This window comes from Pseudomonas sp. LFM046 (assembly GCF_000949385.2).
GTDB lineage: Bacteria > Pseudomonadota > Gammaproteobacteria > Pseudomonadales > Pseudomonadaceae > Metapseudomonas.
The window spans coordinates 5,401,940-5,425,435 of record NZ_JYKO02000001.1; the positions used below are offsets into that span (position 1 = coordinate 5,401,940).

Here is a 23,496-nt window from a genome sequence, read left to right on the forward strand (position 1 = left end):
GCCAAGACAAAGCCGGGCGCCGGCATTAGAATGGCCGCCATTCAATTCCGGTGGCAGCGACATGAACGACCCGCGCAAAGGCAACGACGCCGAACCCACGACTCACTTCGGTTACCAGCAGGTCCCCGAGAGCCAGAAGGCCGACAAGGTCGCCGAGGTATTCCACTCGGTGGCAGCCAAGTACGACCTGATGAACGACCTGATGTCCGGCGGCGTCCACCGTCTGTGGAAGCGCTTCACCATCGAGCTGTCCGGCGTGCGTCCGGGCAACCGCGTGCTGGATATCGCTGGCGGCACCGGCGACCTCACTCGCCAGTTCTCGCGCCTGGTGGGCATGACCGGCGAAGTGGTGCTGGCGGACATCAATGCCTCCATGCTCAAGGTCGGCCGCGACAAGCTGCTGGACAGCGGCGTCGCCGGCAACGTCAGTTTCGTCCAGGCCGACGCCGAGAAGCTGCCCTTCCCCGACAACCACTTCGACGTGGTCACCATCGCCTTCGGCCTGCGCAACGTCACCCACAAGGAAGACGCCCTGCGCTCCATGCTGCGCGTGCTCAAGCCGGGCGGCCGCCTGCTGGTGCTGGAGTTCTCCAAGCCCACCAGCGGCCTGCTGTCCAAGGCCTATGACGCCTACTCCTTCAGCCTGCTGCCGCTGATGGGCAAGTTGATCACCAACGACGCCGAAAGCTACCGCTACCTGGCCGAATCGATTCGCATGCACCCGGACCAGGAGACCCTCAAGGCGATGATGGCCGAGGCCGGCTTCGAGCGGGTGACCTACCACAACATGACTGGCGGCATCGTCGCCCTGCACCGCGGCATCAAACCCTGATGCTGACCCAGGCGCTGCTGGCCGGCATCGAGCTTGGCCTCAACCGGGTGCTGACCCTGGACAGCACCGCGTTGCCGCGCATGGCCGCCCTGGAAGGCAATGTCATCGAGGTCGACTGCCAGAACCCGGCGCTGACGCTCTTCCTGCTGCCCGGCGGCGACGGCCTGAAGCTGTCGGTCCACTGGTCCGCCCCAGCCGACTGCCGCCTGCGCGCGCCTGCCAGCAGCCTGCTGCGCCTGGCCGTCAGCAAGGACAAGACCACCATCCTGCACAGCCCGGAAGTCACCCTGGAAGGTGACAGCGCCGTGCTGCTGGAGCTGGCCGCCATCCTCCAGGACCTCGAACTGGACTGGGAGTACGAGCTGTCCCGCTGGCTCGGCCCGGTGGGCACCCAACTGCTCGCCGGCCACCTGCGCATGCGCGCCAACTGGGCCGGACAAGGCCTGGACAGCTTGCGGCAGAACCTCGCCGACTACCTGGCCGAGGAGTCCCGCACCCTTGTGGGTCGCCGCGAGGCCGACGCCCGCTTCGCCGAGCTGGACCGCCTCAAGCTCGCCCTCGACCGCCTCGATGCCCGCGTCGAACGTCTGAACCAGAGAACCAAGCCCAACGCATGAAGCTGCTCGCCGCCCGCCGCCTGTTGCGCATCCAGCAGGTCGTCATCCGCTACCAACTCGATGACCTGCTGCTTGAACTGCCGCTGCCCTGGTGGCTGCGTGCGCTGAGCTACGCCCTGCCCTGGCGCTGGCTGCCGCGCAAGGCGCTGACGCTCTCCCGCGGGGAGCGCCTGCGCCTGGCCCTGGAAGACCTGGGGCCGATCTTCATCAAGTTCGGCCAACTGCTCTCCACCCGTCGCGACCTGATGCCGTCGGACATCGCCGACGAGCTGGCGCGCCTGCAGGACCAGGTGCCGCCCTTCGCGCCGGAAAAAGCCGTGGCGCGCATCGAGTCGCAACTCGGCGCCAAGGTCAGCGAAGTCTTCGCCCGCTTCGACGTCGAGCCCCTTGCCTCGGCCTCCGTGGCCCAGGTCCACGCCGCCCAGCTCAAGAGCGGCGAGGAAGTGGTGGTGAAGGTGATCCGCCCCAACCTGCGGCCGATCATCCGCCAGGACCTCGCCTGGCTGTTCACCCTCGCCCGCGTGGCCGAGCGCGTCTCCGCCGACGCCCGCCGCCTGCGTCCGGTGGAAGTGGTGGATGACTACGAGAAGACCATCTACGACGAGCTCGACCTGCTCCGCGAGGCGGCCAACGCCAGCCAGCTGCGGCGCAACTTCGACGGTTCGCCGCTACTCTACGTGCCCCAGGTCTACTGGGACTGGTGCCGCCCCAAGGTGCTGGTAATGGAACGCATCTACGGCATCCCGGTGACCGACCTTGCCACCCTCGCCGACCAGCGCACCGACATGAAACTGCTGGCCGAGCGCGGCGTGGAGATCTTCTTCACCCAGGTGTTCCGCGACAGCTTCTTCCACGCCGACATGCACCCGGGGAACATTTTCGTCGCCACCCGCCAGCCCTGGAACCCGCAGTACATCGCCATCGACTGCGGCATCATCGGCAGCCTCACCCCCGAGGACCAGGACTACCTGGCGCGCAACCTGATCGCCTTCTTCAAGCGCGATTACCGCCGTGTCGCCCAGTTGCACATCGACTCCGGCTGGGTGCCGCCGGAAACCAAGGTCAACGACTTCGAAGCCGCCATCCGCACCGTCTGCGAGCCGATTTTCGAGAAGCCGCTGAAGGACATTTCCTTCGGCCAGCTGCTGCTGCGCCTGTTCCAGACCGCGCGGCGCTTCAACATGGAAGTCCAGCCGCAGCTGGTGCTCCTGCAGAAGACCCTGCTGAACATCGAGGGCCTGGGCCGCCAGCTCTACCCGGATCTGGACCTCTGGACCACCGCCCAGCCCTTCCTCGAGCGCTGGATGCGCGAGCGCGTCAGCCCCCTGCAACTGTTGCGCAACCTGCAGCAACAGGCGGAGCAGGTGCCGCACCTGTCGCAGATCGCCCGCGATACCCTGGAACGCCTGGCCCAGCCTGCCAGCGCCCCGCAGAAAACCGAAAATCCGGCAGCCGCCCACTGGTCCGCACGCCTGCTGGGCGCCCTGCTGATCGCCGGGGCCGCCACCCAGGGCCTGGCGCCCACCGCCGAAACCTGGCCGAGCTGGCTGATGCTGGCCGGTGGTCTATATCTCGTACTGCGCCGATAGCCAGCCCCGAGTGGCACTGGCACACTATTTTGATCTGAGCGCCGATCCTGCGGGACCGGCCCCGCTGTGGAAGACAAGATGAAAGACTGGCTGGAAGAGATTCACTGGAATGCCGAAGGCCTGGTGCCCGCCATCGCCCAGGATCACAAGACGGGCCGAGTGCTGATGATGGCCTGGATGAACCGCGAAGCCCTCGCCCTCACCGTTGCCGAGAACCGAGCCATTTACTGGTCACGCTCCCGTGGCAAGCTCTGGCGCAAGGGCGAGGAGTCCGGCCATGTGCAGCGTCTCCACGAACTCCGTCTGGACTGCGATGCGGACGTCATCATCCTGATGGTCGAACAGCTGGGCGGCATCGCCTGTCATACTGGTCGCGAAAGCTGCTTCTACCGCGTCTATGAAGACGGCGGCTGGAAGACCGTCGACCCGGTGCTCAAGGACCCCCATGCCATCTACGCCGCAGGACACAGCCATGAGTGATACCCTCGCCCGCCTGGCCGAGGTGCTGGAAGAGCGCAAGAATGCCGCGCCGGACAGCTCCTATGTCGCCAGCCTGTACCACAAGGGCCTGAACAAGATCCTGGAGAAGGTCGGTGAAGAAGCGGTGGAAACCATCCTCGCCGCCAAGGATGCCGCCGCCAGCGGCGACCACAGCGACCTGATCTACGAAACTGCCGACCTCTGGTTCCACAGCCTGGTCATGCTCGCCGCCCTCGGCCAGCACCCCCAGGCCGTGCTCGACGAACTGGACCGTCGTTTCGGCCTGTCCGGGCACGCCGAAAAGGCCGCCCGACAGCCCTCCGCCTGACAAAGACAATCAAGAGGAACACACCATGGGCATCTTCGACTGGAAACACTGGCTGGTCATTCTCATCGTCGTCGTGCTGGTCTTCGGCACCAAGCGCCTGAAGACCCTCGGCTCCGACGTGGGCGAAGCCATCAAGGGCTTCCGCAAGGCCATGAACACCGAGGAAGGCGACAAGTCCCCCGAGCAGACCACTGCCCAACAACCCGGCGCCACGCCCCTGAACCAGGCCCAGACCATCGAAGGTCAGGCGCAGAAGGTCCAGGACCCGGTGACCCGCAAGGACTGATGCCCCATGTTCGGTATCAGCTTCGGTGAACTGCTGCTGATCGGCCTGATCGCCCTTCTGGTGCTCGGGCCCGAGCGGCTGCCCGGCGCAGCGCGTACCGCCGGCCTCTGGATCGGCCGTCTGAAGCGCAGCTTCAATGCCATCAAGACGGAAGTGGAACGCGAGATCGGCGCTGACGAGATCCGTCGCCAGCTGCATAACGAACACATCATGTCGCTGGAAAAGCAGATCAAGGAAAGCATCGCGCCTCCCGCGGCAGAAACCCCAGCGCCCGCTGCCGAGCCTGAAGGCGCCCCGGCGGCGCCAGCCCCTGTCGCTGCTCCGCAGGTCGCGACCGTACCGGCCGCCGATCAGCCCGCGCCCGGTCAGCCAGTCGCACCTGAGGCAACCGCCCCGGCCAGCTCCCAGGCCCCCGTCGAACCGCAACAGCCGTCCCGCATCCCATGAGCGACCAGAAGCCGGAACAAGACCAGGAAATGCCCCTGGTCTCGCACCTCACCGAACTGCGTACGCGCCTGCTGCGCTGCGTGGCGGCGATCTTCCTGATCTTCGCCTGCCTGTTCTACTTCGCCCAGAAGATCTACACCCTGGTGTCGGCGCCCCTGCGCCAGTACCTGCCGGAAGGCGCCACCATGATCGCCACCGACGTGGCATCGCCCTTCCTCACGCCATTCAAGCTGACCATGGTGGTGGCGCTGTTCCTCGCCATGCCGGTGATCCTGCACCAGGTCTGGGGTTTCATCGCCCCTGGCCTGTACAAACATGAAAAGCGCATCGCCCTGCCCCTGCTGATTTCGAGCATCGTGCTGTTCTACGCCGGCATGGCCTTCGCCTACTTCCTGGTGTTCCCGCTGATCTTCCACTTCTTCGCCAGCGTGACCCCCGAAGGCGTGTCGATGATGACGGACATCACCAGCTACCTCGACTTCGTGATGACGCTGTTCTTCGCCTTCGGTGTCGCCTTCGAGATCCCGGTCGCGGTCGTGCTGCTGATCTGGATCGGCGTGGTGGACGTGGCCTACCTCAAGCGCATCCGTCCCTACGTGGTCATCGGCTGCTTCGTGGTGGGCATGGTCCTGACCCCGCCGGACATCTTCTCCCAGACGCTGCTGGCCGTGCCCATGTGGCTGCTGTTCGAGGTCGGCGTATTCTTCGGCGGCCTGATCCGAAAGCGTGGCGAGCACCCGGAAGACGATTCCGAAGAACCCGGCGACCAGCCGCCCGCCACCCGCCCGTGAACCTGCTCCTTCTCGAAGACGCCGACTTCATCGCGGCGGACCGGGCGCGCCTGGAAGGCCGGCGCCTGAAGCACCTGCATGAAGTCCACCGCGCCGAGGCCGGCGACAGCCTGCGGGTGGGCCGCCTGGGCGGCCTCATGGGCCAGGGTCGCCTGTTGCACCTGGAGGCGGACCACGCCGAGCTGGAGGTCACCTTCGACCAGCCGCCGCCGGCCAAACTGCCCATCACCCTGTTGCTGGCCCTGCCCCGGCCGAAGATGCTCCGCCGTGTATTCCAGACGGTCGCCGCGATGGGCGTGCCGCGCCTGGTACTGCTGAACAGCTATCGGGTGGAAAAGAGCTTCTGGCAGACCCCGTTCCTCGAACCCGCCGCCATCCGTGAGCAGTTGGTCCTGGGCCTGGAGCAAGCGCGGGACACCGTGCTGCCGGAGGTGGTCATCGAAAAGCGCTTCAAACCCTTCGTCGAGGACCGCCTGCCCCAGCTCGCCGCCGGCACCCTGGGCCTGGTCGGCCACCCCGGCGACCACCCGCCCTGCCCCCGTGCGGTAGACGAGCCCATCACCCTGGCCATCGGTCCGGAAGGCGGCTGGATTCCCTACGAAGTGGAAAAATTGCACGAAGCCGGCCTGCAACCGGTCCAGCTCGGCGAGCGCATCCTGCGCGTGGAGACGGCGGTCACGGCCCTGCTCGCCCGTCTATTCTGAGTCACGATGCTGGCGTAGGCTGGCAGCATCCTTAGTCATCGAGACTCTCCATGCGACCGTTGACCATCGACCTCGACCAGATCGCCTTCGCCCTCAATACCGAAGGTCTCGACCACTACCTCGACCTGCTCAGCGGCAAGGTGCTGCTGATCCCCGAAGAAGACGCCGATCCCGAACTGGAAGCCCTGCTGCGCGAAGAACCCGAGCGCTTCCTCCTGGTGGAGCCGCTGGGCCAGGGCGACGAACTGGCGCTGATGCAGGAATTCCTGGTGGAAGTGGTCCACCCGCACGCCTACGCCGCTCTGCAACAGGCCCTGGGCGGCCGCAAACCCGCCCGCTCCTTTCGCCACGTGCTGATGGAATACCCGGTGCTGCTGGAAGCCTGGCACCAGTTCGAGGCCGCCCGCCTGCGCGAGCTGGCCCAGGACTGGCTGGAAGAGAACGAACTGCAACCGGCCCAGCCGCTGCATTGAGTCGACCGCCGGCTACCTTATCCCCCAGCCCCGTAGGATGGGTGGAGCGGAGCGATACCCATCAAAAAGGCCGGCCCGGTTACACCGGGCCGGCCCATGGACCAGTTTCAGTGCTGACTTACGGACGCTTCCGCTGGAGCGCCCGAATGGAGCTGTGGCGCAACCCGAAGGATCACCAGGGTTCCAGCGAGGCGGTCATGGGGGCCCTGGTTGCGCTTATCCACAAACATCCAGATCACCAGAACGATGAAGCCGTAATTGACGAGCGCTACGAGCGCTGAGAAGACGCCATAGCGAAGTATCAATCGCCATAGAGCCGGACGAGCCAGAGTACGTCGATCCACCAGTTCCGCACCTATCGCCCGCATACCGGGTGTTTGCCCCCAGCGGTACCAGCAAAACAGAAAGTAGACGGGGCCGAGCAGCAGCATAAGCATCCACTCCAGCAGCCTGAGCAGCGAAGTGGACTCACCGCCCCAATGAATCAGCCCCAGGGCGATTGCCACGCCCAGTGCGGCCAGCAGAAGCAGATCCAGCAGTGCGCCGGCCCCACGGTCGAGCCCCCCCACAAGCTGGTAATGCTCACCGGTGGCCTGATGCTCCAGGGTAAACCTGTTGACTCGACGGTCTTCCATGACCCTCTCACTCCTTCCGGGAAGTTACAGCACCTGGCGCAGGAAGCTCTGCGCGCGTGGGTCCTGGGGTTGTGCGAAGAACTGCGCCGGGGGCGCGTCTTCCAGCAGTTTGCCGTGGTCGAAGAACAGCACCCGGTCCGCCACTTCGCGGGCGAAGCCCATTTCGTGGGTCACGCAGACCATGGTCATGCCTTCCTGGGCCAGCTGCTTCATCACATCCAGCACTTCGCCGACCATTTCCGGGTCCAGCGCCGAGGTGGGCTCGTCGAACAGCATCACCTTGGGGTCCATGCACAGGGCGCGGGCGATGGCCACGCGCTGCTGCTGGCCGCCGGAGAGGCGCGAGGGGTACTCGTTGGCCTTCTGCGCGATGCCGACCTTGGCCAGCAGCGCCTGGGCCTTGGCCTCGCGCTCGGCCTTGCCGCGCTTGCGCACGATCTTCTGCGCCAGGCAGAGGTTCTCCAGCACGGTCATGTGCGGGAACAGGTTGAAGTGCTGGAACACCATGCCCACCTCGCGGCGGTAGGCGTTCACATCGGTCTTCGGGTCGGCGAGGTCGACACCGTCGATGCTCACCGAGCCGGAATCCAGCTCCTCCAGGCCGTTCAGGCAGCGCAGGAAGGTGGATTTGCCGGAGCCCGAAGGACCGATCACCACCACCACTTCACCACGCTTCACCTGCGTGGTGACGTTATCCACAGCCCGCACTTCATGGCCGCGGGCATCGAAGACTTTCACCAGGTCACGGACTTCAATCACTTTTCCCGAGCCTCCGCTCCAGACGGCTGGCGATTTGCGACAGCGGCAGGTTGATGACGAGGTACAGCGCCGCGACGCAGAACCAGATTTCGAAGGTGGAGAACGAGGTGGTGATCGCTTCGCGGCCGCTCTTGGTCAGCTCGGTGATGGCGATCACCGAGACCAGCGAGGTGTCCTTCACCAGGCTGATGAACTGCCCGGCCAGGGGCGGCAGCACGCGCTTGAAGGCCTGGGGCAGGATCACATGGCGCATGGACTGGCCGCCGGTCAGGCCCAGGGAACGGGCCGCTTCGTTCTGGCCACGGGCAATGGACTGCACGCCGGCGCGGACGATCTCGCCCACATAGGCGCCGGTGAACAGCGCCAGCGCCGCCACCCCGGCGAACTCGCGGGAGAGGTTCAGCACCGTGCCGATGAAGAAGTAGAAGATGAAGATCTGCACCAGCAGCGGCGTGCCGCGTACCAGTTCGACATAGACGGTGGACAGGTCGCGCAGGGTGGGGTTGTGCGACAGCCGGCAGAGGCCGGTGAACAGGCCGATCAGCAGGCCGGTAGCGCCGGACAGCACGGATATCCACAGGGTCGTCCAGAGGCCCCAGAGCAGCGGGCCGGCCGCCCAGTGGCGGGTCACGCCGATCAGGTCGCCTTCGGAAACATCGTCACCCTGGCTGACCTGCAGGCTGTCCTTGGCCACTTCCAGCACCTGCTCCTGGCCGCCCTCGGCGGCCAGGGTCACGCGGGCGTTGCTGCCGGCCTCGGTGATGGCGCTGATGGTGCCGTAGTCGGCGGCACGCTGGCCTTCTTCCGCCTGGTAGGCGAAGTACTGGGGCACGCGGTTCCAGCGCCACTCATAGGAAATCAGCGAAGTGGAATACCAGAGCGCATAGCCCATCACGACCAGGATGAAACCGGTCAGGATGTGCCAGGGCCAGGTGCGGCGATGCTTTCTAATCACGGGAAATCTCGCTCATGGCGGGGGACAAAAGGCAGGCCCGGCCTTGTGGGCCGGGCCTGTCATTGCCAGCGTGGACCAATGGCCCGCTGGACTTATTCCATCTCTTTCAGCCAGTCGGTCTTCTTGAACCACTTGGCATGGATGCGATCGTAGGTGCCGTCCTGCTTGATCTGGTGCAGGTAGTTGTTGATCCAGTTGAGGCTGTCGTAGTCGCCCTTCTTCAGGCCGAAGGCCAGCGGCTCGTAGGTGAAGGGCTCTTCCAGGAACGCCAGCTTGCCGGCGCCGGCCTTGTTCACCGCCACCACGTTGTACGGGGCGTCGTAGATGAAGGCGTCAGCCTTGCCGTTGACCACGTCCATCACCGCTTCCTGCTCGTTGTCGAAGCCGTGGTACTGGGCCTTGGAGATCAGCTTCTTGGCCACCATTTCGCCGGTGGTGCCGATCTTCGAGGTGATGCGGTACTTGGCATCGTTCAGGTCCTTGTAGGACTTGATCTCGCCTTGCAGCTCCTTGCGGATCAGCAGGGTCTGGCCGACCACGATGAAGGGCTCGGAGAAGTTGATGCGCAGGTTGCGCTCCTGGGTCAGGGTCATGCCGGAACCGATCATGTCGAACTTGTCGGTCAGCAGCGCCGGAATGATGCCGTCGTAGCTGGTGGACACCAGCTCCAGCTTGACGCCCATGGACTTGGCCATGGCCTTCAGCACGTCGACTTCGAAGCCGATGATCTCACCGCGCTTGTTGGTCATCTCGAAGGGCATGTAGGTCGGGTCCATGCCGACGCGCAGGGTGCCGCGCTTGACGGCGTCGTCGACCATGCCGGCGTGGGCCAGCCCGGTCAGGGCGCAGGCGGAGAACAGCAGTGACGCGAGAAACTTTTTCATTTTTTCTCCTAATGGGGCAGCTCGTTGTTCTTCTTCAAGCCCACGGATGACGGGGCATGGCGCGCATGCTAACGCCCATCGTCGTGGATGGCGAGTCGCAATAAAGCAGTAATCGGGCCAGATCAGCTTTGCAGCAGGAAGGTGACCGGCCCGTCATTGACCAGGTGCACCTGCATGTTGGCGCCGAAGCGCCCGGTGGCCACCTGCGGGTGCTTGAGGCGGGCCTGGCGCACCAGGTAGTCGAACAGCGCCTCGCCTCGGGCGGGCGGCGCTGCTGTGGAGAAGCTCGGACGCAGGCCGCTGTTGGTGTCCGCGGCCAGGGTGAACTGGGAAACCAGCAGCAGGCCACCGCCGACGGCCCCCAGGGACAGGTTCATCTTGCCCTCGGCATCGGCGAACACCCGGTAGTTGACCAGCTTGTGCAGCAGCTTGTCGGCGCTGGCCTCGGTGTCCTGGGGCTCGACGCCCACCAGCACCAGCAGCCCCTGGTCGATGGCACCGACCACTTCACCTTCCACCTCGACGCGAGCGGCGCTGACGCGTTGCAGCAGCGCCTTCATCAGGCGTCCTCCTCCGGCGGCATATTCAGCAGACGGCGGGCCATCTGGCTGGATGCACGCACCAGGGCGTCGGTGATACCGGCCTCGGAGGCGGCGTGACCGGCGTCACGGACGATCTGCAGCTCGCTGTTGGGCCAGGCCTTGTGCAGTGCCCAGGCGTTGTCCAACGGGCAGATGGCGTCGTAGCGGCCATGCACGATGACGCCCGGCAGGTGGGCGATGCGCGGCATGTCGCGAAGCAGCTGGTTGGGTTCGAGGAAGGCGTTGTTGACGAAGTAGTGACACTCGATGCGGGCGATGGACAGAGCACGCATCGGCTCGCTGAAGCGCTCCACCACCGGCGCGCTGGGGCGCAGGGTGGCGGTGCGGCCTTCCCAGGTGGACCACGCCTTGGCGGCGTGCATCTGGGCGATCTGGTCCGGCCCGGTCAGGCGCTTGTGGTAGGCCTGCATCAGGTCGCCATGCTCCTCGGCCGGAATGGGCGCCAGATAGTCTTCCCAGTAGTCCGGGAACATCCGGCTGCACCCTTCCTGGTAGAACCAGTGGAAGTCCTCCGGGCGGCACAGGAAGATGCCCCGCAGGATCAGGCCGAGCACACGCTCCGGATGGGTCTGGGCATAGGCCAGGGAGAGCGTGGAGCCCCAGGAACCGCCGAACAGCACCCACTTGTCGATTCCCAGGTGCTGGCGAATGCGTTCCAGGTCGGCCACCAGGTCCCAGGTGGTGTTCTTCTCCAGGCTCGCATGGGGTGTTGAACGGCCGCAGCCGCGCTGGTCGAAGGTGACGATGCGGTAGAGGTTCGGATCGAAGAAACGCCGGCTCATGGCGTCACAGCCGGCCCCAGGCCCGCCGTGGATGAACACCACCGGCAAGCCTTCAGGCGTGCCGCTTTCGTCCACGTAGAGCACGTGCGGCGCGTCCACCGCCAGTTCGTGCCGGGCGTAGGGTTTTATCTCCGGGTACAAAGGCTGCATTCTGGGCTCCCTGGAACTGTGCGAAAGGTCGACTCCTGGGGGAGTCCGGCCTTCTAACCTGCCGGGAATCATAACGAGGAAAAAGGAGTTCAGCATGCTACTCAGGAAGTTCGCGCTGCCGACGCTCTGCGTTCTGGCAATCCTAGCCGGTTGTGGCCGAAACGACCCCGCCGCCGCGCTGGATGCGGCGGTGCAGCAACTACAGGACAACCTCGAAGCGAAGAAGACCCGCGCGGTGCTGGACCAGTTGCATCCGCAATTCATCGCCCAGCAGCAGAATGACCGCGACTGGGCGAAGCGCACCATGACGCTGATGTTCCTGCGCCACCAGAACGTCAGCGTCCTCGCCCTGACCAAGGCCAACCGGCTGGACCCGACCTACCACGAAAAGGGCTACACCGACGCCCAGGTGGCCCTCGCCGGCGCCGAGGGGCTGATTCCCGACAGCGCGCGTCACTACGGCGTGAAGCTGGAATGGTGGCTGGAAGACGGCGAGTGGAAACTCGCCAGGCTGGATTGGCAATGAGCGCACCACTGACCCACCGCATTCGTGCCGCCGGCCTGCTGGTACGGGACGGCCGCATCCTGCTGGTCAAGCACGTGGTAGGCGACGACACCTACTGGATACCGCCAGGTGGCGGCTTCGAATCCCAGACCGACGAATCCACCCGCGACACGGTGCGCCGCGAGTTCATGGAGGAGACCGGGCTGGAGGTGGAGGTCGGCCCGCTGGTCTACGTCCGTGAGTTCGCCGAGCCGGCCATGGGCCGCTTCCACATGGAGCTGTTCTACCGGATCGACGCCTGGCGCGGCGAACTCAGCATGGCCAACCTGAACGGCCTCGGCGGAGACGAGTTCGAGATCCGCGAACTGGGCTGGGTCAGTCGCGACGAGCTGGCCGGATTGCCCTTCTACCCCGCCGAGCTGCTGGACGACGTCTGGGAGCGGGTGGCGGCCGAGGACGTGGTGATTCGCCACCTCGGCCTCCAGCGCTGAAGGCCTGTCAGTCCCGCGCGGCAACCCCAGCCGGACGGCAGCGGGTTTAGAGCCATTGGTTATGGCGGCAATCAGCTCTTGGTCTGAAACCCCGGGGGCTTGCCGCTAGCCTTTAGCTTCTGAGGCGTTCAGCACCACGAGGGCAATCGCCATGGAACCCGAGCTGTTGGAGACCGACTATCTGGTGATCGGCGCCGGCGCGGCGGCGATGGCGTTCGTCGATACCTTGCTCAGCGAGTCCGACGCCACAGTGCTGATGGTGGACCGCCACGCCCAGCCCGGCGGCCACTGGAACGACGCCTACCCCTTCGTCCGCCTTCACCAGCCCTCGGCCTGCTACGGCGTGAACTCCCGTGAACTGGGCAGTGGGAAGAAAGACCGCTCCGCGCTGGGGGAAAACCTCTACGAACTGGCCTCCGGCGCAGAAATCCTCAGCTACTACGAGCAGGTGATGAACCAGCAGTTCCTGCCGTCGGGGCGCGTGCGCTACTGCGCCATGTGCGACTACATCGGCGACCGCGCCTCGGACCATCGATTCGTTTCCCTGCTGAGCGGCCGCGAATACCGGGTGCAGGTCCGGCGCAAGCTGGTCGACGCCACGCACGCCCAGACCCAGGTGCCCTCCACTCACCCCCCGAAATACCAGGTCGCCACTGGGGTGACCTGTGTGCCGCCCAACGAGCTGCCGCAAATCCGCCAGCCGTATCCGGCCTATGTGGTGGTGGGCTCCGGCAAGACCGGTATCGACACCTGCCTGTGGCTGCTGCAGAACGGCGTGGCACCGGCGTCGATCCACTGGATCATGCCCAATGACCCCTGGCTGGTGGATCGCGCCACCCTGCAACCCGGCCTCGAGTACTTCGAGCACAGCATGCGCGGTGTCACGGCACAGTACTCGGCCCTCGCCGCCGCCACCTCGCTCGCGGACTTGTTCGACCGGCTTGAACAGTCGGGCCAGTTGCTGCGTATCGATCCATCCGTCACGCCGCAGGCCTATCGCGGCGCCACCGTCACCCGCAGCGAACTGGACGCCCTGCGCGGCATCGGACACAAGGTCCGGCTGGGCCATGTGGAGGCGATCGAGCCGGAGAGGGTTCTGCTGGACGGAGGCAGCGTCGCAGTGCCCGCCGGGGCCTTGTTCATCGACTGCAGTGCCAACGGTCTGGCCGGATGGAAGGTGGCGCCGGTGTTCGACGGGAGCCGGATCAACCTCACCCTTGTCAGCAACAACCAACCGGTCTTTTCGGCTGCCCTGATCGCGTTCGTCGAACGCCACCTGGCGGACGACGCGGAGAAGAACGCCTATTGCCGGCCAGTCCCGGCGCCACGGGTTCCGGAGGACTGGGTCAGGATCTGGGCCAGCTATCTGGGCAACCTCCAGCACTGGTTCGAAAACAAGGCCCTGACCCAGTGGCTGTTCAGCTCACGCCTCTTTCTGATGACCACGGTGGTACGCGAGGTCAGGCCGGAGGACAGTGAGCGTCAGGCACTGCTCCACGAGTTGGCCCTCGCCCGGCAACAGGCTGCGGTGAATCTGCCAAAGCTAATGGCGCTGCTCGCCTGAACGGATGGTGTGGATATGCTCGCCCCGACACTGGAAACCCTCGTCGTCAACGGTATCCGTATGCGTGTCGCGATGCAGGGCGAGGGGCCCCTGGTGCTGCTGTGCCACGGTTTCCCGGAGCTCTGGTACTCCTGGCGGCATCAGCTGGACGCCCTTTCCGCCGCCGGGTTCAGGGCGGTCGCCCCGGACATGCGCGGCTACGGCGGGACGGACGCTCCGGAAAAAGTGGAGGCCTATACCCGGCTGCACCTGGTGGGAGACCTGGTGGATCTGGTCCGGGTCCTGGGGGAAAGGCAGGCCGTCATCGTCGGGCACGACTGGGGCGCCATGGTCGCCTGGGCTGCCGCCCTGGTGCGCCCGGACCTGTTCCGCGCCGTCATCGGCATGAGCGTGCCCTTCGCGCCGCCCGACCCGACGGACATCCTGAAAGTGCTGGAGGACCGGGGCATCCATGACTACTACCTGCAGTACTTCCAGGCCCCCGGTGTGGCGGAAGCCGAACTGGAGCGGGATGTCCGAGCGACCCTGCGGCGGATGCTGTTCAGCGGTTCCGGGGACTGGCGCGGTATGCCGGCCTTCGGCCGCCTGCAGCCCGGCCGGGGATTTCTCGGGCATATGGAGGAACCCGAAACACTGCCACCCTGGCTCACCGAGGACGATATCGCCTACTACGTGCAGGCCTTCGAGCGCACCGGCTTTCGCGGCGGGTTGAACTGGTACCGCACCCTCAGGCTTTCCGCTGAACTGATGGCCCCGTGGCGCGGCTGCATCATCCGGCAACCGTCCCTGTTCATGGCCGGAACCCGGGACTCGGTGCTCGGGTTCCCGGTGGTTCCCCAGTTGATCGCCGCGTTTCCGCACACCCTGCCCGGGCTGCGGGGGTGTCACCTGCTCAATGGCGCCGGGCACTGGATCCAACAGGAGCGGGCGGAGGAGGTCAGCGCGTTGATGCTGGACTTCCTCCACGCCCTCTGACGCAGCGGCGGTGCAACGGGTGGTGCCCGCGTGCCCGCCGCCTCGGCCCGATCAGCGGCCGTAGTGCTGACGCCCCCAATCCACCATGGATTGCAGAATCCGGCGCAGGACCGCCTGGGTCGGCACGGCCAGGTCTTCGCGATAATCGAAGGGCAGCTGCTCGTCCATGTAGGTGCACTGAGCCAGTTCCAGCTGCACGGCATGGATGTGCTGATCCGGCTGGCCGTAGTGACGGGTGATGTGGCCACCCTTGAAGCGGCCATTCAGCACATGGCTGTAGTCCGTCGCACCGGCGCAGACGGACACCAGGGCGTCGGCCAGGCTCGCATCGCAACTGGCACCGGCATTGGTGCCGAAGTTGAAGTCCGGCAACCGGCCATCGAACAGGCGCGGGATGAAAGAGCGGATGGAATGGGCGTCGAACAGCAGCGCATAGCCGAACTCGGCCTTCATCCGCGCCAGCTCATCGTTGATGGTCTGGTGGTACGGCGTCCAGATGTCCGCCAGGTAACGCGCCCGCTCGGCTGCTGACGGCTCTTCGCCTTCGCGATAGAGCGGCTCGCCATCGAACAACGTGGCCGGGTAAAGGCCGGTGGTGGCGGTGGCGTACAGCGGCTTGTCGTCGGCCGGACGGTTCAGGTCGATGACATAGCGCGAGTACTGCGCCGCCAGGGTACTCGCCCCCAGCTCGTTGGCGAACGCATAGAGGCGCGGAATGTGCCAATCGGTGTCGGTGAGGTCCCAACCGGCCTCCACCATGCCCGCTTCCACCGCCGGGGTCAGGCGGGTGCCGGGGTGCGGCATGCTGATCAGCAGCGGCACACTGCCGCGGCTGAACGAGAGAACGTTATCCACAGGCGATCTCCTGTCCGTGTCGAATCACTCGCTTGGGCAGGTCGCCGCCCAGCCAGTACGCAAGCTCCGCCGGGCGTTGGATGTCCCAGGCGACGAAGTCAGCCACCTTGCCCACTTCCAGGCTGCCGTGACTCTCGGCCAGGCCAAGGGCCTTGGCGGCGTGCAGGGTGGCGCCGGCCAGCGCTTCTTCCGGGGTCAGGCGGAAGGAGGTGCAGGCCATGTTCAGCATCATGCGCAACGACAACGCCGGTGAGGTGCCGGGGTTGAGGTCAGTCGACACCGCCATGGCCACGCCGTGTTTGCGCAGCGCGTCGATGGGCGGCAGCTGGGTTTCCCGCAGGAGGAAGAAGGCACCCGGCAGCAGCACGGCAACGGTGCCGGACTTGGCCATGGCGATGGCGTCGTCTTCGGTCATGTATTCCAGATGGTCGGCCGACAGCGCCTGATAGCGCGCCGCCAGGCTGGAGCCGTGCAGCGAAGACAGTTGCTCGGCATGCAGCTTCACCGGCAGGCCCAGGCCCTTGGCCACCTTGAACACGCGCTCCACTTGCTCAGGGGAAAACGCCAGGTGCTCGCAGAAGGCGTCCACGGCATCCACCAGGCCTTCAGCGGCCAGCTCCGGCAGGATGCTGTCGCAGATGTGGTCGATGTAGTCATCGGCGCGGCCGGCGTACTCCGACGGCAGGGCGTGGGCGGCCAGGCAGGTGGCACGCACCGTGATGGGCAGGGCCTCGCCCAGGCGACGGGCGACTCGCAGCATCTTGCGCTCGCTGGCCAGGTCCAGGCCGTAGCCGGACTTCACCTCCAGGGTGGTGACGCCATCGCGCAGCAACTGGCGGGCACGGCGGGTGGCACTCTCCAGCAGCTCGTCCTCGCTGGCCTCACGGGTGGCGCGCACGGTGCTGGCGATGCCGCCGCCCTGGGCGGCGATCTCGGCATAGCTCACGCCTTCCAGGCGCTGCTCGAACTCGCGGCTACGGTCGCCGCCGAACACCAGGTGGGTGTGGCAGTCGATCAGGCCCGGAGTGACCCAGGCACCGCCGAGGTCAACCTCCACGTCATAGGGAATGGACGGCAGCGCTTCGCGCGGGCCGATCCACTCGATGCGCCCGGCGTAAGTGATCAGCACAGCGTCTTCGATGATCGAGTACTTGCCATCCTTCATGGTGGCGGCATGGCAGTTATGCCAGAGGTGTTTCATCTACGGCCTCCCGATTCGCCAGTCGCCCGCTCAGACTGGCTGCCGGCGACGTTGGAAGGGTTGGTGGGGGATTGCATGGGGTTCCTCTTGGGTGTGGCTTCGGCTCCCCCGGTCTGGGAGAAATCCGGATTCTGAAAACGGTTGCGGCGCCGCACGACGAAACGCTCGACATAGTCGTCGGCCGGCCGCGCCAGGATGTCTTCAGGTTGACCGACCTGAACCAACTGGCCGTCACGCAGCATGGCGATGCGCTGGCCGATCAGTAGTGCCTCGTCCAGGTCATGGGTGATGAAAACGATGGTCTTGCCCAGGTCCTGGTGCAGGGCCAGGAGCTGGTCCTGCATATCGGCGCGGATCAGTGGGTCCAGGGCGCTGAAGGCCTCGTCCATGAGAATGATGTCGGTGTCCGTGGCCAGCGCGCGAGCCAGGCCGACCCGCTGCCGCATGCCACCGGAAAGCTGCCGTGGAAAGGACGTCTCGAAGCCTTCAAGACCGACCCGGGAAATCCAGTAGCGAGCGCCTTCCAGGCAATTGGACTTCGGTTCGCCGCGCAGGCGCAGACCATAAGCGACGTTGTCCAGGACACTCTTGTGCGGCAGCAGACCGAAGCCCTGGAACACCATGCTGACCTTGTGCCGACGGAATTCGCGCAGGGCCTCCGGGCCATAGTCAAGGACGTTCTCGCCATCGACCAGAATCTCACCACTGCTGGGCTCGACCAGACGGTTGATGTGACGCACGAGCGTGGACTTGCCGGAACCGGACAGGCCCATGACCACGAAGCGCTCGCCCGCGCCAACGGACAGCGACAGGTCATGGATGCCGACCACGCAGCCAGTGGCCTGCAGCACCTCGGCCTTGCTGCAACCCTGGTTGAGCATCGCCAGGGCAACCTCGGGGCGAGGCCCGAAGACTTTGCTCACCTGCCGCAGGACGATCTTGTCCGCCTGCTCGCCACTCATTGCCCTTGTACCCGCTCGGACCGACCGTAGGCCTGGGTGATGCGGTCGATGGCAACCGCGAGGATCACAATCGCCAGCCCCGCTTCCAGGCCTTTGCCGACATTGAGTGTCTGGATACCGATCAGCACCTCTTCGCCGAGGCCGCGAGCGCCGATCATCGAAGCGATCACCACCATGGACAGCGCCATCATCACGGTCTGGTTGATACCAGCCATGATGCTCGGCAGCGCCAGCGGCAATTGCACGCCCAGGAGCCGCTGCCAGTGGCTTGCCCCAAAGGCGTCGGTGGCTTCCAGCACTTCGGCATCCACCTGGCGGATGCCCAGGTCGGTCAGCCGAATCAGCGGCGGCACCGCGTAGATCACCGTGGCGAAAATGGCGGGCACCTTGCCCAGGCCGAAGAGCATCAGCACCGGGATCAGGTAGACGAAACTGGGCAGGGTCTGCATGACATCCAGCAACGGCATGAGCACGGCGCGAAGCCGGTCGCTGCGCGCCGCCAGAATGCCCAGGGGAATGCCGATCATCACGGCAATCAAGGTCGCCACCAGCATCAGCGCGACGGTCTGCATCAGCTTGTCCCAGAGCCCCATGGCGCCGACCAGAAACAGAAGGCCGACGATCATGAGTGCTCGGAATGCACGTCGCGTGGCGTGCCAGGCCAATGCTCCCACCAGGAGCAGGAACAGCCACCAGGGCAGCGCCCGCAGTGCGCTTTCCAACTGGACCACCGACCACAGCAGGCTGTCCGAAACCTGGCGAAACGCCGCGCCATACTGGGTCACCAGGGTGTCTACCCAGGCATTGACCCAGTTGGCAAAGGAGAAGGTGAAGCGTTCGGGGAACATGGGCGGCTCCATCGGGCGGATTCCCCCTCGCCCACTGGCCAAGGGGGTGGGCGCAGCCGTCTGGAACGCGGAGCGACGCCATGAGCCCTTCCGTTAAGGATAGGCGTGCAGCGCCAGCACGACCGCCCATCAGCCCCGCCCTATTCGCCCTGGGCCGCCACGGCGCCCATTGCTGCATTCGCCGGCCGTACCCACAGCCAGTAGGCGACCGCCAGCAGGGCAATCCAGACCGCGCCGACCCACAGCGCCGGACGGGAGTCCGGGAAGTAGCCGAGCACGCCGAAGACGAACACCATGAAGGCGATGGCGGCCGCCGGTGCGACCGGCCACAAGGGCACCGGGAACTTCAGCGCGGCAACTTCCGCCCGGCTCATTCCGCGACGCATGCCCACCTGGGCCAGCAGGATCATCAGCCAGACCCAGACAGTGGCGAAGGTGGCGATGGACGCGATCAGCGTGAAGACGTCTTCCGGGATCAGGTAGTTCAGCACTACCCCTACCAACAATGCTGCGGCCATGACGACCACGGTCAGCCAAGGCACGCCATGGCGCGACACTTTGGCGAAACCGGCAGGCGCCTGGCCCTGACGGGCCATGCCGTAGAGCATGCGGCCGGCGCCGAAGATGTCGCTGTTAATGGCGGAAATCGCCGCGGAGATGACCACGATATTGAGAATCGCCGCCGCCGAGCCGATGCCCAGGCCGTCGAAGATCTGCACGAAGGGGCTGCCCTGGGTACCAATTTGCGGCCAGGGGAAGATGGACATCAGCACGAACAGGGTCAGCACGTAGAACAGCAGGATGCGCATGGGCACGGCATTGATCGCGCGCGGCAGAACCCGCTGCGGATCCTTCGCCTCACCGGCGGTGACGCCGATGATCTCGATGCCGCCGAAAGCGAATACCACCACCGCGAAGGAAGCGATCAGGCCGCTGATGCCGTTGGGCATGAAGCCGCCGTGGGCCCAGAGGTTATGAATGCCGGTAGCCGCGCCGGCGTCGGCCGTGCCGAAGCCGTACACCATGATGCCCAGCCCGGCCAGGATCATCGCGACGATGGCGCCGACCTTCAGCAGCGACAGCCAGAACTCAAGCTCACCGAAGACCTTCACGCTGCACAGGTTGAGCCCTCCAAGGAAGAACACGAGGGACAGTACCCAGATCCAGCGGGGTACATCCGGGAACCAGAAGCCCATGTAGATACCGAACGCGGTCACGTCGGCAAGACCGACGATGATCATCTCGAAGGCGTAGGTCCAGCCAGTGACGAAGCCGGCCAGAGGGCCGAGGTAGGTGCTGGCGTAATGGCCGAAGGAGCCGGAAACCGGATTGTGGACCGCCAGCTCCCCCAGGGCGCGCATCACCATGTAGACCGCCGCCCCGGCGATCAGGTAGGCCAGCAGGACCGACGGCCCAGCCGCCTTGATGGCCGACGCGGAGCCGTAGAAAAGCCCGGTGCCGATGGCCGACCCAAGGGCCATGAAACGGATGTGCCGCGCACTCAGGCCGCGCTGCAATCCAAGCTGTTCGCTCATTCCGTAGAATTCCTAATTGTTCTTGTAGTGCTGGAGAAAGCAGGCCGCCCCGGTACGGGGCGGCCGGTAGGGCTTAGAAGCTCGGCAGCAGCTTCGTCGGCATCAGGCCGTTCAGGCAGCCGCTGGCCAGCAGGTTGCTGGCGGTCTCGATGTCCGGGGCGAAGAAGCGGTCTTCCTGGTAGTAGGGCACCTTGGCGCGCAGTTGGCCGCGGGCCTCTTCCAGCTTCGGCGAGCTCTTCAGGCCGGTACGGAAGTCCAGGCCCTGGCAGGCGCCCAGCCATTCGATGGCGAGAATGCCGCGCACATTGTCGGCCATGGCCCAGAGGCGCTTGCCGGCGTTGGGCGCCATCGACACGTGGTCTTCCTGGTTGGCCGAGGTGGGCAGGCTGTCGACGCTGGCCGGATGGGCCAGGGCCTTGTTGTCGCTGGCCAGGGCGGCTGCGGTGACCTGGGCGATCATGAAGCCGGAGTTGACCCCACCGTTTTCCACCAGGAAGGGCGGCAGCTGGGACATGTGCATGTCCATCATCAGGGAGATGCGGCGCTCGGACAGCGAACCGATCTCGGCGATGGCCAGGGCGATGTTGTCGGCGGCCATGGCCACCGGCTCGGCGTGGAAGTTGCCGCCGGAGATCACATCACCCTGCTCGGCGAATACCAGCGGGTTGTCGGAAACGGCGTTGGATTCGATCTCCAGCACTTCTGCGGCCTGGCGCAGCTGAGTCAGGCAGGCGCCCATGACCTGCGGCTGGCAGCGCAGGGAGTACGGGTCCTGGACCTTGTCGCACTTCTCGTGGGACTGGGCGATCTCGCTGCTGGCGGTGAGCAGGTCACGGTAGGCGGCAGCCGCGTCGATCTGGCCGCGCTGGCCACGGGCAGCGTGGATGCGCGCATCGAACGGCGCACGGGAGCCGAGCATGGCTTCGACGCTCAGGCCGCCGCAGACGGTGGCAGCGGCGTACAGGTCTTCGGCCTCGAACAGGCCGCGCAGGGCATAGGCGGTGGACACCTGGGTGCCGTTGAGCAGGGCCAGGCCCTCCTTCGCGGCCAGGGTCAGCGGCTCCAGGCCGGCGACAGCCAGGGCCTCGGTGGCCGGCAGCCACTCACCCTTGTAACGCGCCTTGCTCTCGCCGAGCAGGATCAGGGACATGTGCGCCAGGGGCGCCAGGTCACCGGAAGCACCCACGGAGCCCTTCAGCGGGATGTGCGGGTAAACCTCGGCATTGATCAGCGCGATCAGCGCATCGATCACCTTGCGGCGGATGCCGGAGAAACCACGGGCCAGGCTGTTCACCTTGAGCAGCATGATCAGGCGCACCATCGCGTCGTCCAGCGCCTCGCCGACACCGGCAGCGTGGGACAGCACCAGCGAGCGCTGCAGTTTTTCCAGGTCGGCCGGGGCGATGCGGGTCGAGGCCAGCAGGCCGAATCCGGTGTTGATGCCGTAGGCAGTGCGGCCCGCGGCGATGATGCCTTCGACGCAGGCGACGCTGGCGTCTATGGCCGGGCCGGCGCTGGCGTCCAGGGTCAGCTGCAGGGGCTGCTGGTAGGCCTTGCGCAGGTCGGCCAGGGTCAGGTGGCCGGGTTTGAGGTGCAGGTTCATCAGTTTCTCCTTATCCGCCGCCTTCCACGAGCGACGATGTTGAACTTCGGACGCGGCGCCCTGCGCCACGCCCCATAGTTAAAGTCTGGACTCAGGCGCCGTTGGCGGCCTTGTCGAGGTTGATCGAATCCGCCGGCAGCACCATGTGCTCCGGCACCGGGCGCTTGCTGCGCCGCGCCACTACGTAGTAGAGGACGCCGGGCACCACCAGGCCGATGATCCACGAGATATCCACTCCGCCGAGCGCCTCCACCAGCGGGCCGGTGTAGAGCTTGGTGGAAATGAAGGGCAGCTGTACCAGTACGCCGATGGCGTAGACGGTGATCCCCGGGACGTTCCAGCGGCCGTAGCGGCCATCCGGATTGGACAGTGCCGGCACGTCATAGCGCTCCCGGGTGACGAAGTAGTAGTCCACCAGGTTCACCGCGCTCCAGGGGGTGAAGAAGGTCAGCAGGAACAGGATGAAGGACTTGAACGCGGCCAGGAAGGAATGCTGGCCAAGCAGCGCCACCAGGGTGGAGGCGCCGACGATGCCCAGTACGAACAGCAGGCGCTGGGTGCGCGACACCTCGATGTGGCCACGGAAGCCACTGATGATGGTGGCGATGCACATGAAGCTGCCGTAGGAGTTCAGGGTGGAGATGGTCACCTTGCCGAAGGCGATGCTGAAGTACAGCAGCGCGGCTACGGCACCGGTGCTGCCAAGGCCGACAACGTAGGCCACCTCGTGACCGGCGAACTGGCCGTTGGCCATGGCCGCGACAAACACCCCGAGCACCATGGCGACCTGGGCGCCGATCACCGAGCCCAGACCGGCGGCGAGGAAGGTCTTCACCGCCGAAGTGCTGCTCGGCAGGTAGCGCGAATAGTCAGCCACGTAGGGGCCGTAGGCGATCTGCCAAGACGCGGCCAGGGACACCGCGAGCAGGAAGCTGGACCAGCTGAAATGGCGGTTCTGCAGCAGCTCGCCGACGTCGGCCAGGGTCATCACGCGGCTGAACAGGTAGATGAAGGCGATGATGCCGAGCACGCTGGCGATGCGGCCGATGTAGTGGATCACCCGGTAGCCGGACACAGCGGACAGGACGATTACCGCAGCGAAGATCAGGATGCCGACGCTGTCACTGACGCCAATCAGTTGGCCGATGGCTTGGCCGGAAAGCACGGTGCCGGTGGCAGTGAAACCGAGGTACATCAGGCACACCAGGACGATCGGGATGGCTGCGCCGTAGACGCCGAATTGCACCCGGCTGGAAATCATCTGCGGCAGGCCGAGCTTCGGCCCCTGGGCCGCATGCAGGGCCATCACCGCGCCGCCGAACAGCTGGCCGATGAACAGGCCGATCAGCGACCAGAACACGTCGCCGCCCAGCACGACGGCCAGGGCACCGGTGACGATGGCGGTGATCTGCAGATTGGCCCCCATCCAGAGGGTGAACTGGCTATAGAGGCGGCCGTGGCGCTCGGCCTCGGGAATGTAGTCGATCGAGCGACGCTCGATCAGGGGCTTGGCCGACGGCTCGTGGGACTGAGTCATCTAACGGTTCTCCAAATAGGCTGAAGTGGCGCGGCTCTTGTTGTTGTCCTTGAGAACTGTCATGCCTGCATGGCGCTCTGAAGTGCCTCCATTGCGGGCGCAAGGC

26 protein-coding genes and 1 pseudogene are annotated in these 23,496 nt (G+C 65.7%); 14 read left to right on the forward strand and 13 right to left on the reverse strand.

Going from position 1 to position 23,496, the window contains the following annotated elements; translation table 11 throughout:
- Positions 1–61 precede the first annotated feature (61 nt).
- From ubiE to TQ98_RS24845, 10 genes are all read left to right on the forward strand, one after another.
- The gene (gene ubiE, locus TQ98_RS24800) at positions 62–832 is read left to right on the forward strand and encodes a bifunctional demethylmenaquinone methyltransferase/2-methoxy-6-polyprenyl-1,4-benzoquinol methylase UbiE (protein ID WP_044870811.1); all 771 of its coding nucleotides are present in this window, start codon (positions 62–64) and stop codon (positions 830–832) included.
- The gene (locus TQ98_RS24805; protein WP_044870810.1) at positions 832–1,449 is read left to right on the forward strand and encodes an SCP2 sterol-binding domain-containing protein; all 618 of its coding nucleotides are present in this window, start codon (positions 832–834) and stop codon (positions 1,447–1,449) included. Before ubiE ends, TQ98_RS24805 begins: the two co-directional genes overlap by 1 nt.
- The gene (gene ubiB / locus TQ98_RS24810) at positions 1,446–3,038 is read left to right on the forward strand and encodes a ubiquinone biosynthesis regulatory protein kinase UbiB (RefSeq protein WP_044870809.1); all 1,593 of its coding nucleotides are present in this window, start codon (positions 1,446–1,448) and stop codon (positions 3,036–3,038) included. Before TQ98_RS24805 ends, ubiB begins: the two co-directional genes overlap by 4 nt.
- A gap of 78 nt (positions 3,039–3,116) precedes the next feature.
- Positions 3,117–3,518, forward strand: a complete 402-nt coding sequence (gene hisI, locus TQ98_RS24815) for a phosphoribosyl-AMP cyclohydrolase (RefSeq protein WP_044870808.1) — start codon at positions 3,117–3,119, stop codon at positions 3,516–3,518.
- On the forward strand, positions 3,511–3,846 hold the full coding sequence (locus tag TQ98_RS24820; RefSeq protein ID WP_044870807.1) for a phosphoribosyl-ATP diphosphatase: 336 nt from the start codon (positions 3,511–3,513) through the stop codon (positions 3,844–3,846). Before hisI ends, TQ98_RS24820 begins: the two co-directional genes overlap by 8 nt.
- Positions 3,847–3,871: 25 nt before the next feature.
- A complete protein-coding gene (locus TQ98_RS24825; RefSeq protein ID WP_044870806.1) occupies positions 3,872–4,132 on the forward strand; it encodes a twin-arginine translocase TatA/TatE family subunit in 261 nt (86 codons plus the stop codon).
- 6 nt (positions 4,133–4,138) lie between these two features.
- Positions 4,139–4,579 carry a Sec-independent protein translocase protein TatB gene (gene tatB, locus TQ98_RS24830; protein ID WP_044870805.1) on the forward strand — a complete coding sequence of 147 codons (441 nt, stop codon included), beginning with the start codon at positions 4,139–4,141 and terminating at the stop codon, positions 4,577–4,579.
- Positions 4,576–5,370 carry a twin-arginine translocase subunit TatC gene (gene tatC, locus TQ98_RS24835; RefSeq protein WP_103103084.1) on the forward strand — a complete coding sequence of 265 codons (795 nt, stop codon included), beginning with the start codon at positions 4,576–4,578 and terminating at the stop codon, positions 5,368–5,370. The genes tatB and tatC overlap by 4 nt, the downstream gene beginning before the upstream one ends.
- Positions 5,367–6,074, forward strand: a complete 708-nt coding sequence (locus TQ98_RS24840; RefSeq protein ID WP_044870802.1) for a 16S rRNA (uracil(1498)-N(3))-methyltransferase — start codon at positions 5,367–5,369, stop codon at positions 6,072–6,074. Before tatC ends, TQ98_RS24840 begins: the two co-directional genes overlap by 4 nt.
- 50 nt (positions 6,075–6,124) lie before the next feature.
- The gene (locus TQ98_RS24845; protein ID WP_044870801.1) at positions 6,125–6,547 is read left to right on the forward strand and encodes a UPF0158 family protein; all 423 of its coding nucleotides are present in this window, start codon (positions 6,125–6,127) and stop codon (positions 6,545–6,547) included.
- 107 nt (positions 6,548–6,654) lie between these two features.
- Here TQ98_RS24845 and TQ98_RS24850 read toward each other — a convergent pair whose 3' ends face one another.
- The 6 genes from TQ98_RS24850 to pip all read right to left on the reverse strand — a co-directional run bounded on the left by TQ98_RS24850 (position 6,655) and on the right by pip (position 11,314).
- Positions 6,655–7,182 (reverse strand): RDD family protein, encoded by a 528-nt coding sequence (locus TQ98_RS24850; protein ID WP_052659146.1) that lies wholly within the window; start codon positions 7,180–7,182, stop codon positions 6,655–6,657.
- Between the two features lie 24 nt (positions 7,183–7,206).
- Positions 7,207–7,941: an amino acid ABC transporter ATP-binding protein gene (locus TQ98_RS24855; protein WP_044870800.1), complete on the reverse strand. Its 735-nt coding sequence runs from the start codon at positions 7,939–7,941 to the stop codon at positions 7,207–7,209.
- Positions 7,934–8,896: an amino acid ABC transporter permease gene (locus tag TQ98_RS24860; protein ID WP_103103085.1), complete on the reverse strand. Its 963-nt coding sequence runs from the start codon at positions 8,894–8,896 to the stop codon at positions 7,934–7,936. Before TQ98_RS24860 ends, TQ98_RS24855 begins: the two co-directional genes overlap by 8 nt.
- A 92-nt stretch (positions 8,897–8,988) precedes the next feature.
- Complete coding sequence (locus TQ98_RS24865) at positions 8,989–9,780, reverse strand: transporter substrate-binding domain-containing protein (protein WP_103103086.1); 792 nt, start codon at positions 9,778–9,780, stop codon at positions 8,989–8,991.
- A gap of 122 nt (positions 9,781–9,902) precedes the next feature.
- On the reverse strand, positions 9,903–10,340 hold the full coding sequence (dtd, locus tag TQ98_RS24870; RefSeq protein WP_044875109.1) for a D-aminoacyl-tRNA deacylase: 438 nt from the start codon (positions 10,338–10,340) through the stop codon (positions 9,903–9,905).
- A complete protein-coding gene (gene pip, locus TQ98_RS24875; protein WP_044875108.1) occupies positions 10,340–11,314 on the reverse strand; it encodes a prolyl aminopeptidase in 975 nt (324 codons plus the stop codon). Before pip ends, dtd begins: the two co-directional genes overlap by 1 nt.
- A 94-nt stretch (positions 11,315–11,408) precedes the next feature.
- Here pip and TQ98_RS24880 point away from each other — a divergent pair, with 94 nt between their 5' ends.
- The 4 genes from TQ98_RS24880 (at position 11,409) to TQ98_RS24895 (ending at position 14,849) form a co-directional block, all read left to right on the forward strand.
- Complete coding sequence (locus TQ98_RS24880; RefSeq protein ID WP_044875107.1) at positions 11,409–11,840, forward strand: hypothetical protein; 432 nt, start codon at positions 11,409–11,411, stop codon at positions 11,838–11,840.
- Positions 11,837–12,310 carry an NUDIX hydrolase gene (locus tag TQ98_RS24885; protein ID WP_044875106.1) on the forward strand — a complete coding sequence of 158 codons (474 nt, stop codon included), beginning with the start codon at positions 11,837–11,839 and terminating at the stop codon, positions 12,308–12,310. Before TQ98_RS24880 ends, TQ98_RS24885 begins: the two co-directional genes overlap by 4 nt.
- Before the next feature lie 151 nt (positions 12,311–12,461).
- Positions 12,462–13,874, forward strand: coding sequence for an FAD/NAD(P)-binding protein (locus tag TQ98_RS24890; RefSeq protein ID WP_044875105.1), 1,413 nt, complete (start codon positions 12,462–12,464; stop codon positions 13,872–13,874).
- Between the two features lie 15 nt (positions 13,875–13,889).
- Complete coding sequence (locus tag TQ98_RS24895) at positions 13,890–14,849, forward strand: alpha/beta hydrolase (protein ID WP_044875104.1); 960 nt, start codon at positions 13,890–13,892, stop codon at positions 14,847–14,849.
- A gap of 51 nt (positions 14,850–14,900) precedes the next feature.
- On the opposite strand, the gene hutG is transcribed toward TQ98_RS24895, so the two are convergent.
- The 7 genes and pseudogenes from hutG to TQ98_RS24930 all read right to left on the reverse strand — a co-directional run bounded on the left by hutG (position 14,901) and on the right by TQ98_RS24930 (position 23,390).
- Entirely contained in the window at positions 14,901–15,704 is an 804-nt protein-coding gene (hutG, locus tag TQ98_RS24900) for an N-formylglutamate deformylase (protein ID WP_044875103.1), read from the reverse strand.
- On the reverse strand, positions 15,697–16,905 hold the full coding sequence (gene hutI / locus TQ98_RS24905; RefSeq protein WP_103103087.1) for an imidazolonepropionase: 1,209 nt from the start codon (positions 16,903–16,905) through the stop codon (positions 15,697–15,699). The genes hutG and hutI overlap by 8 nt, the downstream gene beginning before the upstream one ends.
- A gap of 146 nt (positions 16,906–17,051) precedes the next feature.
- Positions 17,052–17,867 (reverse strand): annotated as a pseudogene (locus TQ98_RS24910) (betaine/proline/choline family ABC transporter ATP-binding protein); the annotation flags it as partial.
- Positions 17,864–18,715, reverse strand: a complete 852-nt coding sequence (locus TQ98_RS24915) for a proline/glycine betaine ABC transporter permease (RefSeq protein WP_044875100.1) — start codon at positions 18,713–18,715, stop codon at positions 17,864–17,866. The pseudogene TQ98_RS24910 and the gene TQ98_RS24915, both read right to left, overlap by 4 nt.
- 140 nt (positions 18,716–18,855) lie before the next feature.
- On the reverse strand, positions 18,856–20,250 hold the full coding sequence (locus TQ98_RS24920; RefSeq protein ID WP_044875099.1) for an amino acid permease: 1,395 nt from the start codon (positions 20,248–20,250) through the stop codon (positions 18,856–18,858).
- A 73-nt stretch (positions 20,251–20,323) separates the two neighbouring features.
- Positions 20,324–21,853 carry a histidine ammonia-lyase gene (gene hutH / locus TQ98_RS24925; RefSeq protein ID WP_044875098.1) on the reverse strand — a complete coding sequence of 510 codons (1,530 nt, stop codon included), beginning with the start codon at positions 21,851–21,853 and terminating at the stop codon, positions 20,324–20,326.
- 91 nt (positions 21,854–21,944) lie between these two features.
- Positions 21,945–23,390, reverse strand: a complete 1,446-nt coding sequence (locus TQ98_RS24930) for a cytosine permease (protein ID WP_044875097.1) — start codon at positions 23,388–23,390, stop codon at positions 21,945–21,947.
- Positions 23,391–23,496 lie beyond the last annotated feature (106 nt).

Coding starts and splice junctions, on each gene's coding strand:
- ubiE (WP_044870811.1), top strand. CDS start 62: ATGAACGACCCGCGCAAAGGCAACGACGCCGAACCCACGACTCACTTC.
- TQ98_RS24805 (WP_044870810.1), top strand. CDS start 832: ATGCTGACCCAGGCGCTGCTGGCCGGCATCGAGCTTGGCCTCAACCGG.
- ubiB (WP_044870809.1), top strand. CDS start 1,446: ATGAAGCTGCTCGCCGCCCGCCGCCTGTTGCGCATCCAGCAGGTCGTC.
- hisI (WP_044870808.1), top strand. CDS start 3,117: ATGAAAGACTGGCTGGAAGAGATTCACTGGAATGCCGAAGGCCTGGTG.
- TQ98_RS24820 (WP_044870807.1), top strand. CDS start 3,511: ATGAGTGATACCCTCGCCCGCCTGGCCGAGGTGCTGGAAGAGCGCAAG.
- TQ98_RS24825 (WP_044870806.1), top strand. CDS start 3,872: ATGGGCATCTTCGACTGGAAACACTGGCTGGTCATTCTCATCGTCGTC.
- tatB (WP_044870805.1), top strand. CDS start 4,139: ATGTTCGGTATCAGCTTCGGTGAACTGCTGCTGATCGGCCTGATCGCC.
- tatC (WP_103103084.1), top strand. CDS start 4,576: ATGAGCGACCAGAAGCCGGAACAAGACCAGGAAATGCCCCTGGTCTCG.
- TQ98_RS24845 (WP_044870801.1), top strand. CDS start 6,125: ATGCGACCGTTGACCATCGACCTCGACCAGATCGCCTTCGCCCTCAAT.
- TQ98_RS24850 (WP_052659146.1), bottom strand. CDS start 7,182: ATGGAAGACCGTCGAGTCAACAGGTTTACCCTGGAGCATCAGGCCACC.
- TQ98_RS24865 (WP_103103086.1), bottom strand. CDS start 9,780: ATGAAAAAGTTTCTCGCGTCACTGCTGTTCTCCGCCTGCGCCCTGACC.
- dtd (WP_044875109.1), bottom strand. CDS start 10,340: ATGAAGGCGCTGCTGCAACGCGTCAGCGCCGCTCGCGTCGAGGTGGAA.
- pip (WP_044875108.1), bottom strand. CDS start 11,314: ATGCAGCCTTTGTACCCGGAGATAAAACCCTACGCCCGGCACGAACTG.
- TQ98_RS24880 (WP_044875107.1), top strand. CDS start 11,409: ATGCTACTCAGGAAGTTCGCGCTGCCGACGCTCTGCGTTCTGGCAATC.
- TQ98_RS24885 (WP_044875106.1), top strand. CDS start 11,837: ATGAGCGCACCACTGACCCACCGCATTCGTGCCGCCGGCCTGCTGGTA.
- TQ98_RS24890 (WP_044875105.1), top strand. CDS start 12,462: ATGGAACCCGAGCTGTTGGAGACCGACTATCTGGTGATCGGCGCCGGC.
- TQ98_RS24895 (WP_044875104.1), top strand. CDS start 13,890: ATGCTCGCCCCGACACTGGAAACCCTCGTCGTCAACGGTATCCGTATG.
- hutI (WP_103103087.1), bottom strand. CDS start 16,905: ATGAAACACCTCTGGCATAACTGCCATGCCGCCACCATGAAGGATGGC.
- TQ98_RS24915 (WP_044875100.1), bottom strand. CDS start 18,715: ATGTTCCCCGAACGCTTCACCTTCTCCTTTGCCAACTGGGTCAATGCC.
- TQ98_RS24920 (WP_044875099.1), bottom strand. CDS start 20,250: ATGAGCGAACAGCTTGGATTGCAGCGCGGCCTGAGTGCGCGGCACATC.
- hutH (WP_044875098.1), bottom strand. CDS start 21,853: ATGAACCTGCACCTCAAACCCGGCCACCTGACCCTGGCCGACCTGCGC.
- TQ98_RS24930 (WP_044875097.1), bottom strand. CDS start 23,390: ATGACTCAGTCCCACGAGCCGTCGGCCAAGCCCCTGATCGAGCGTCGC.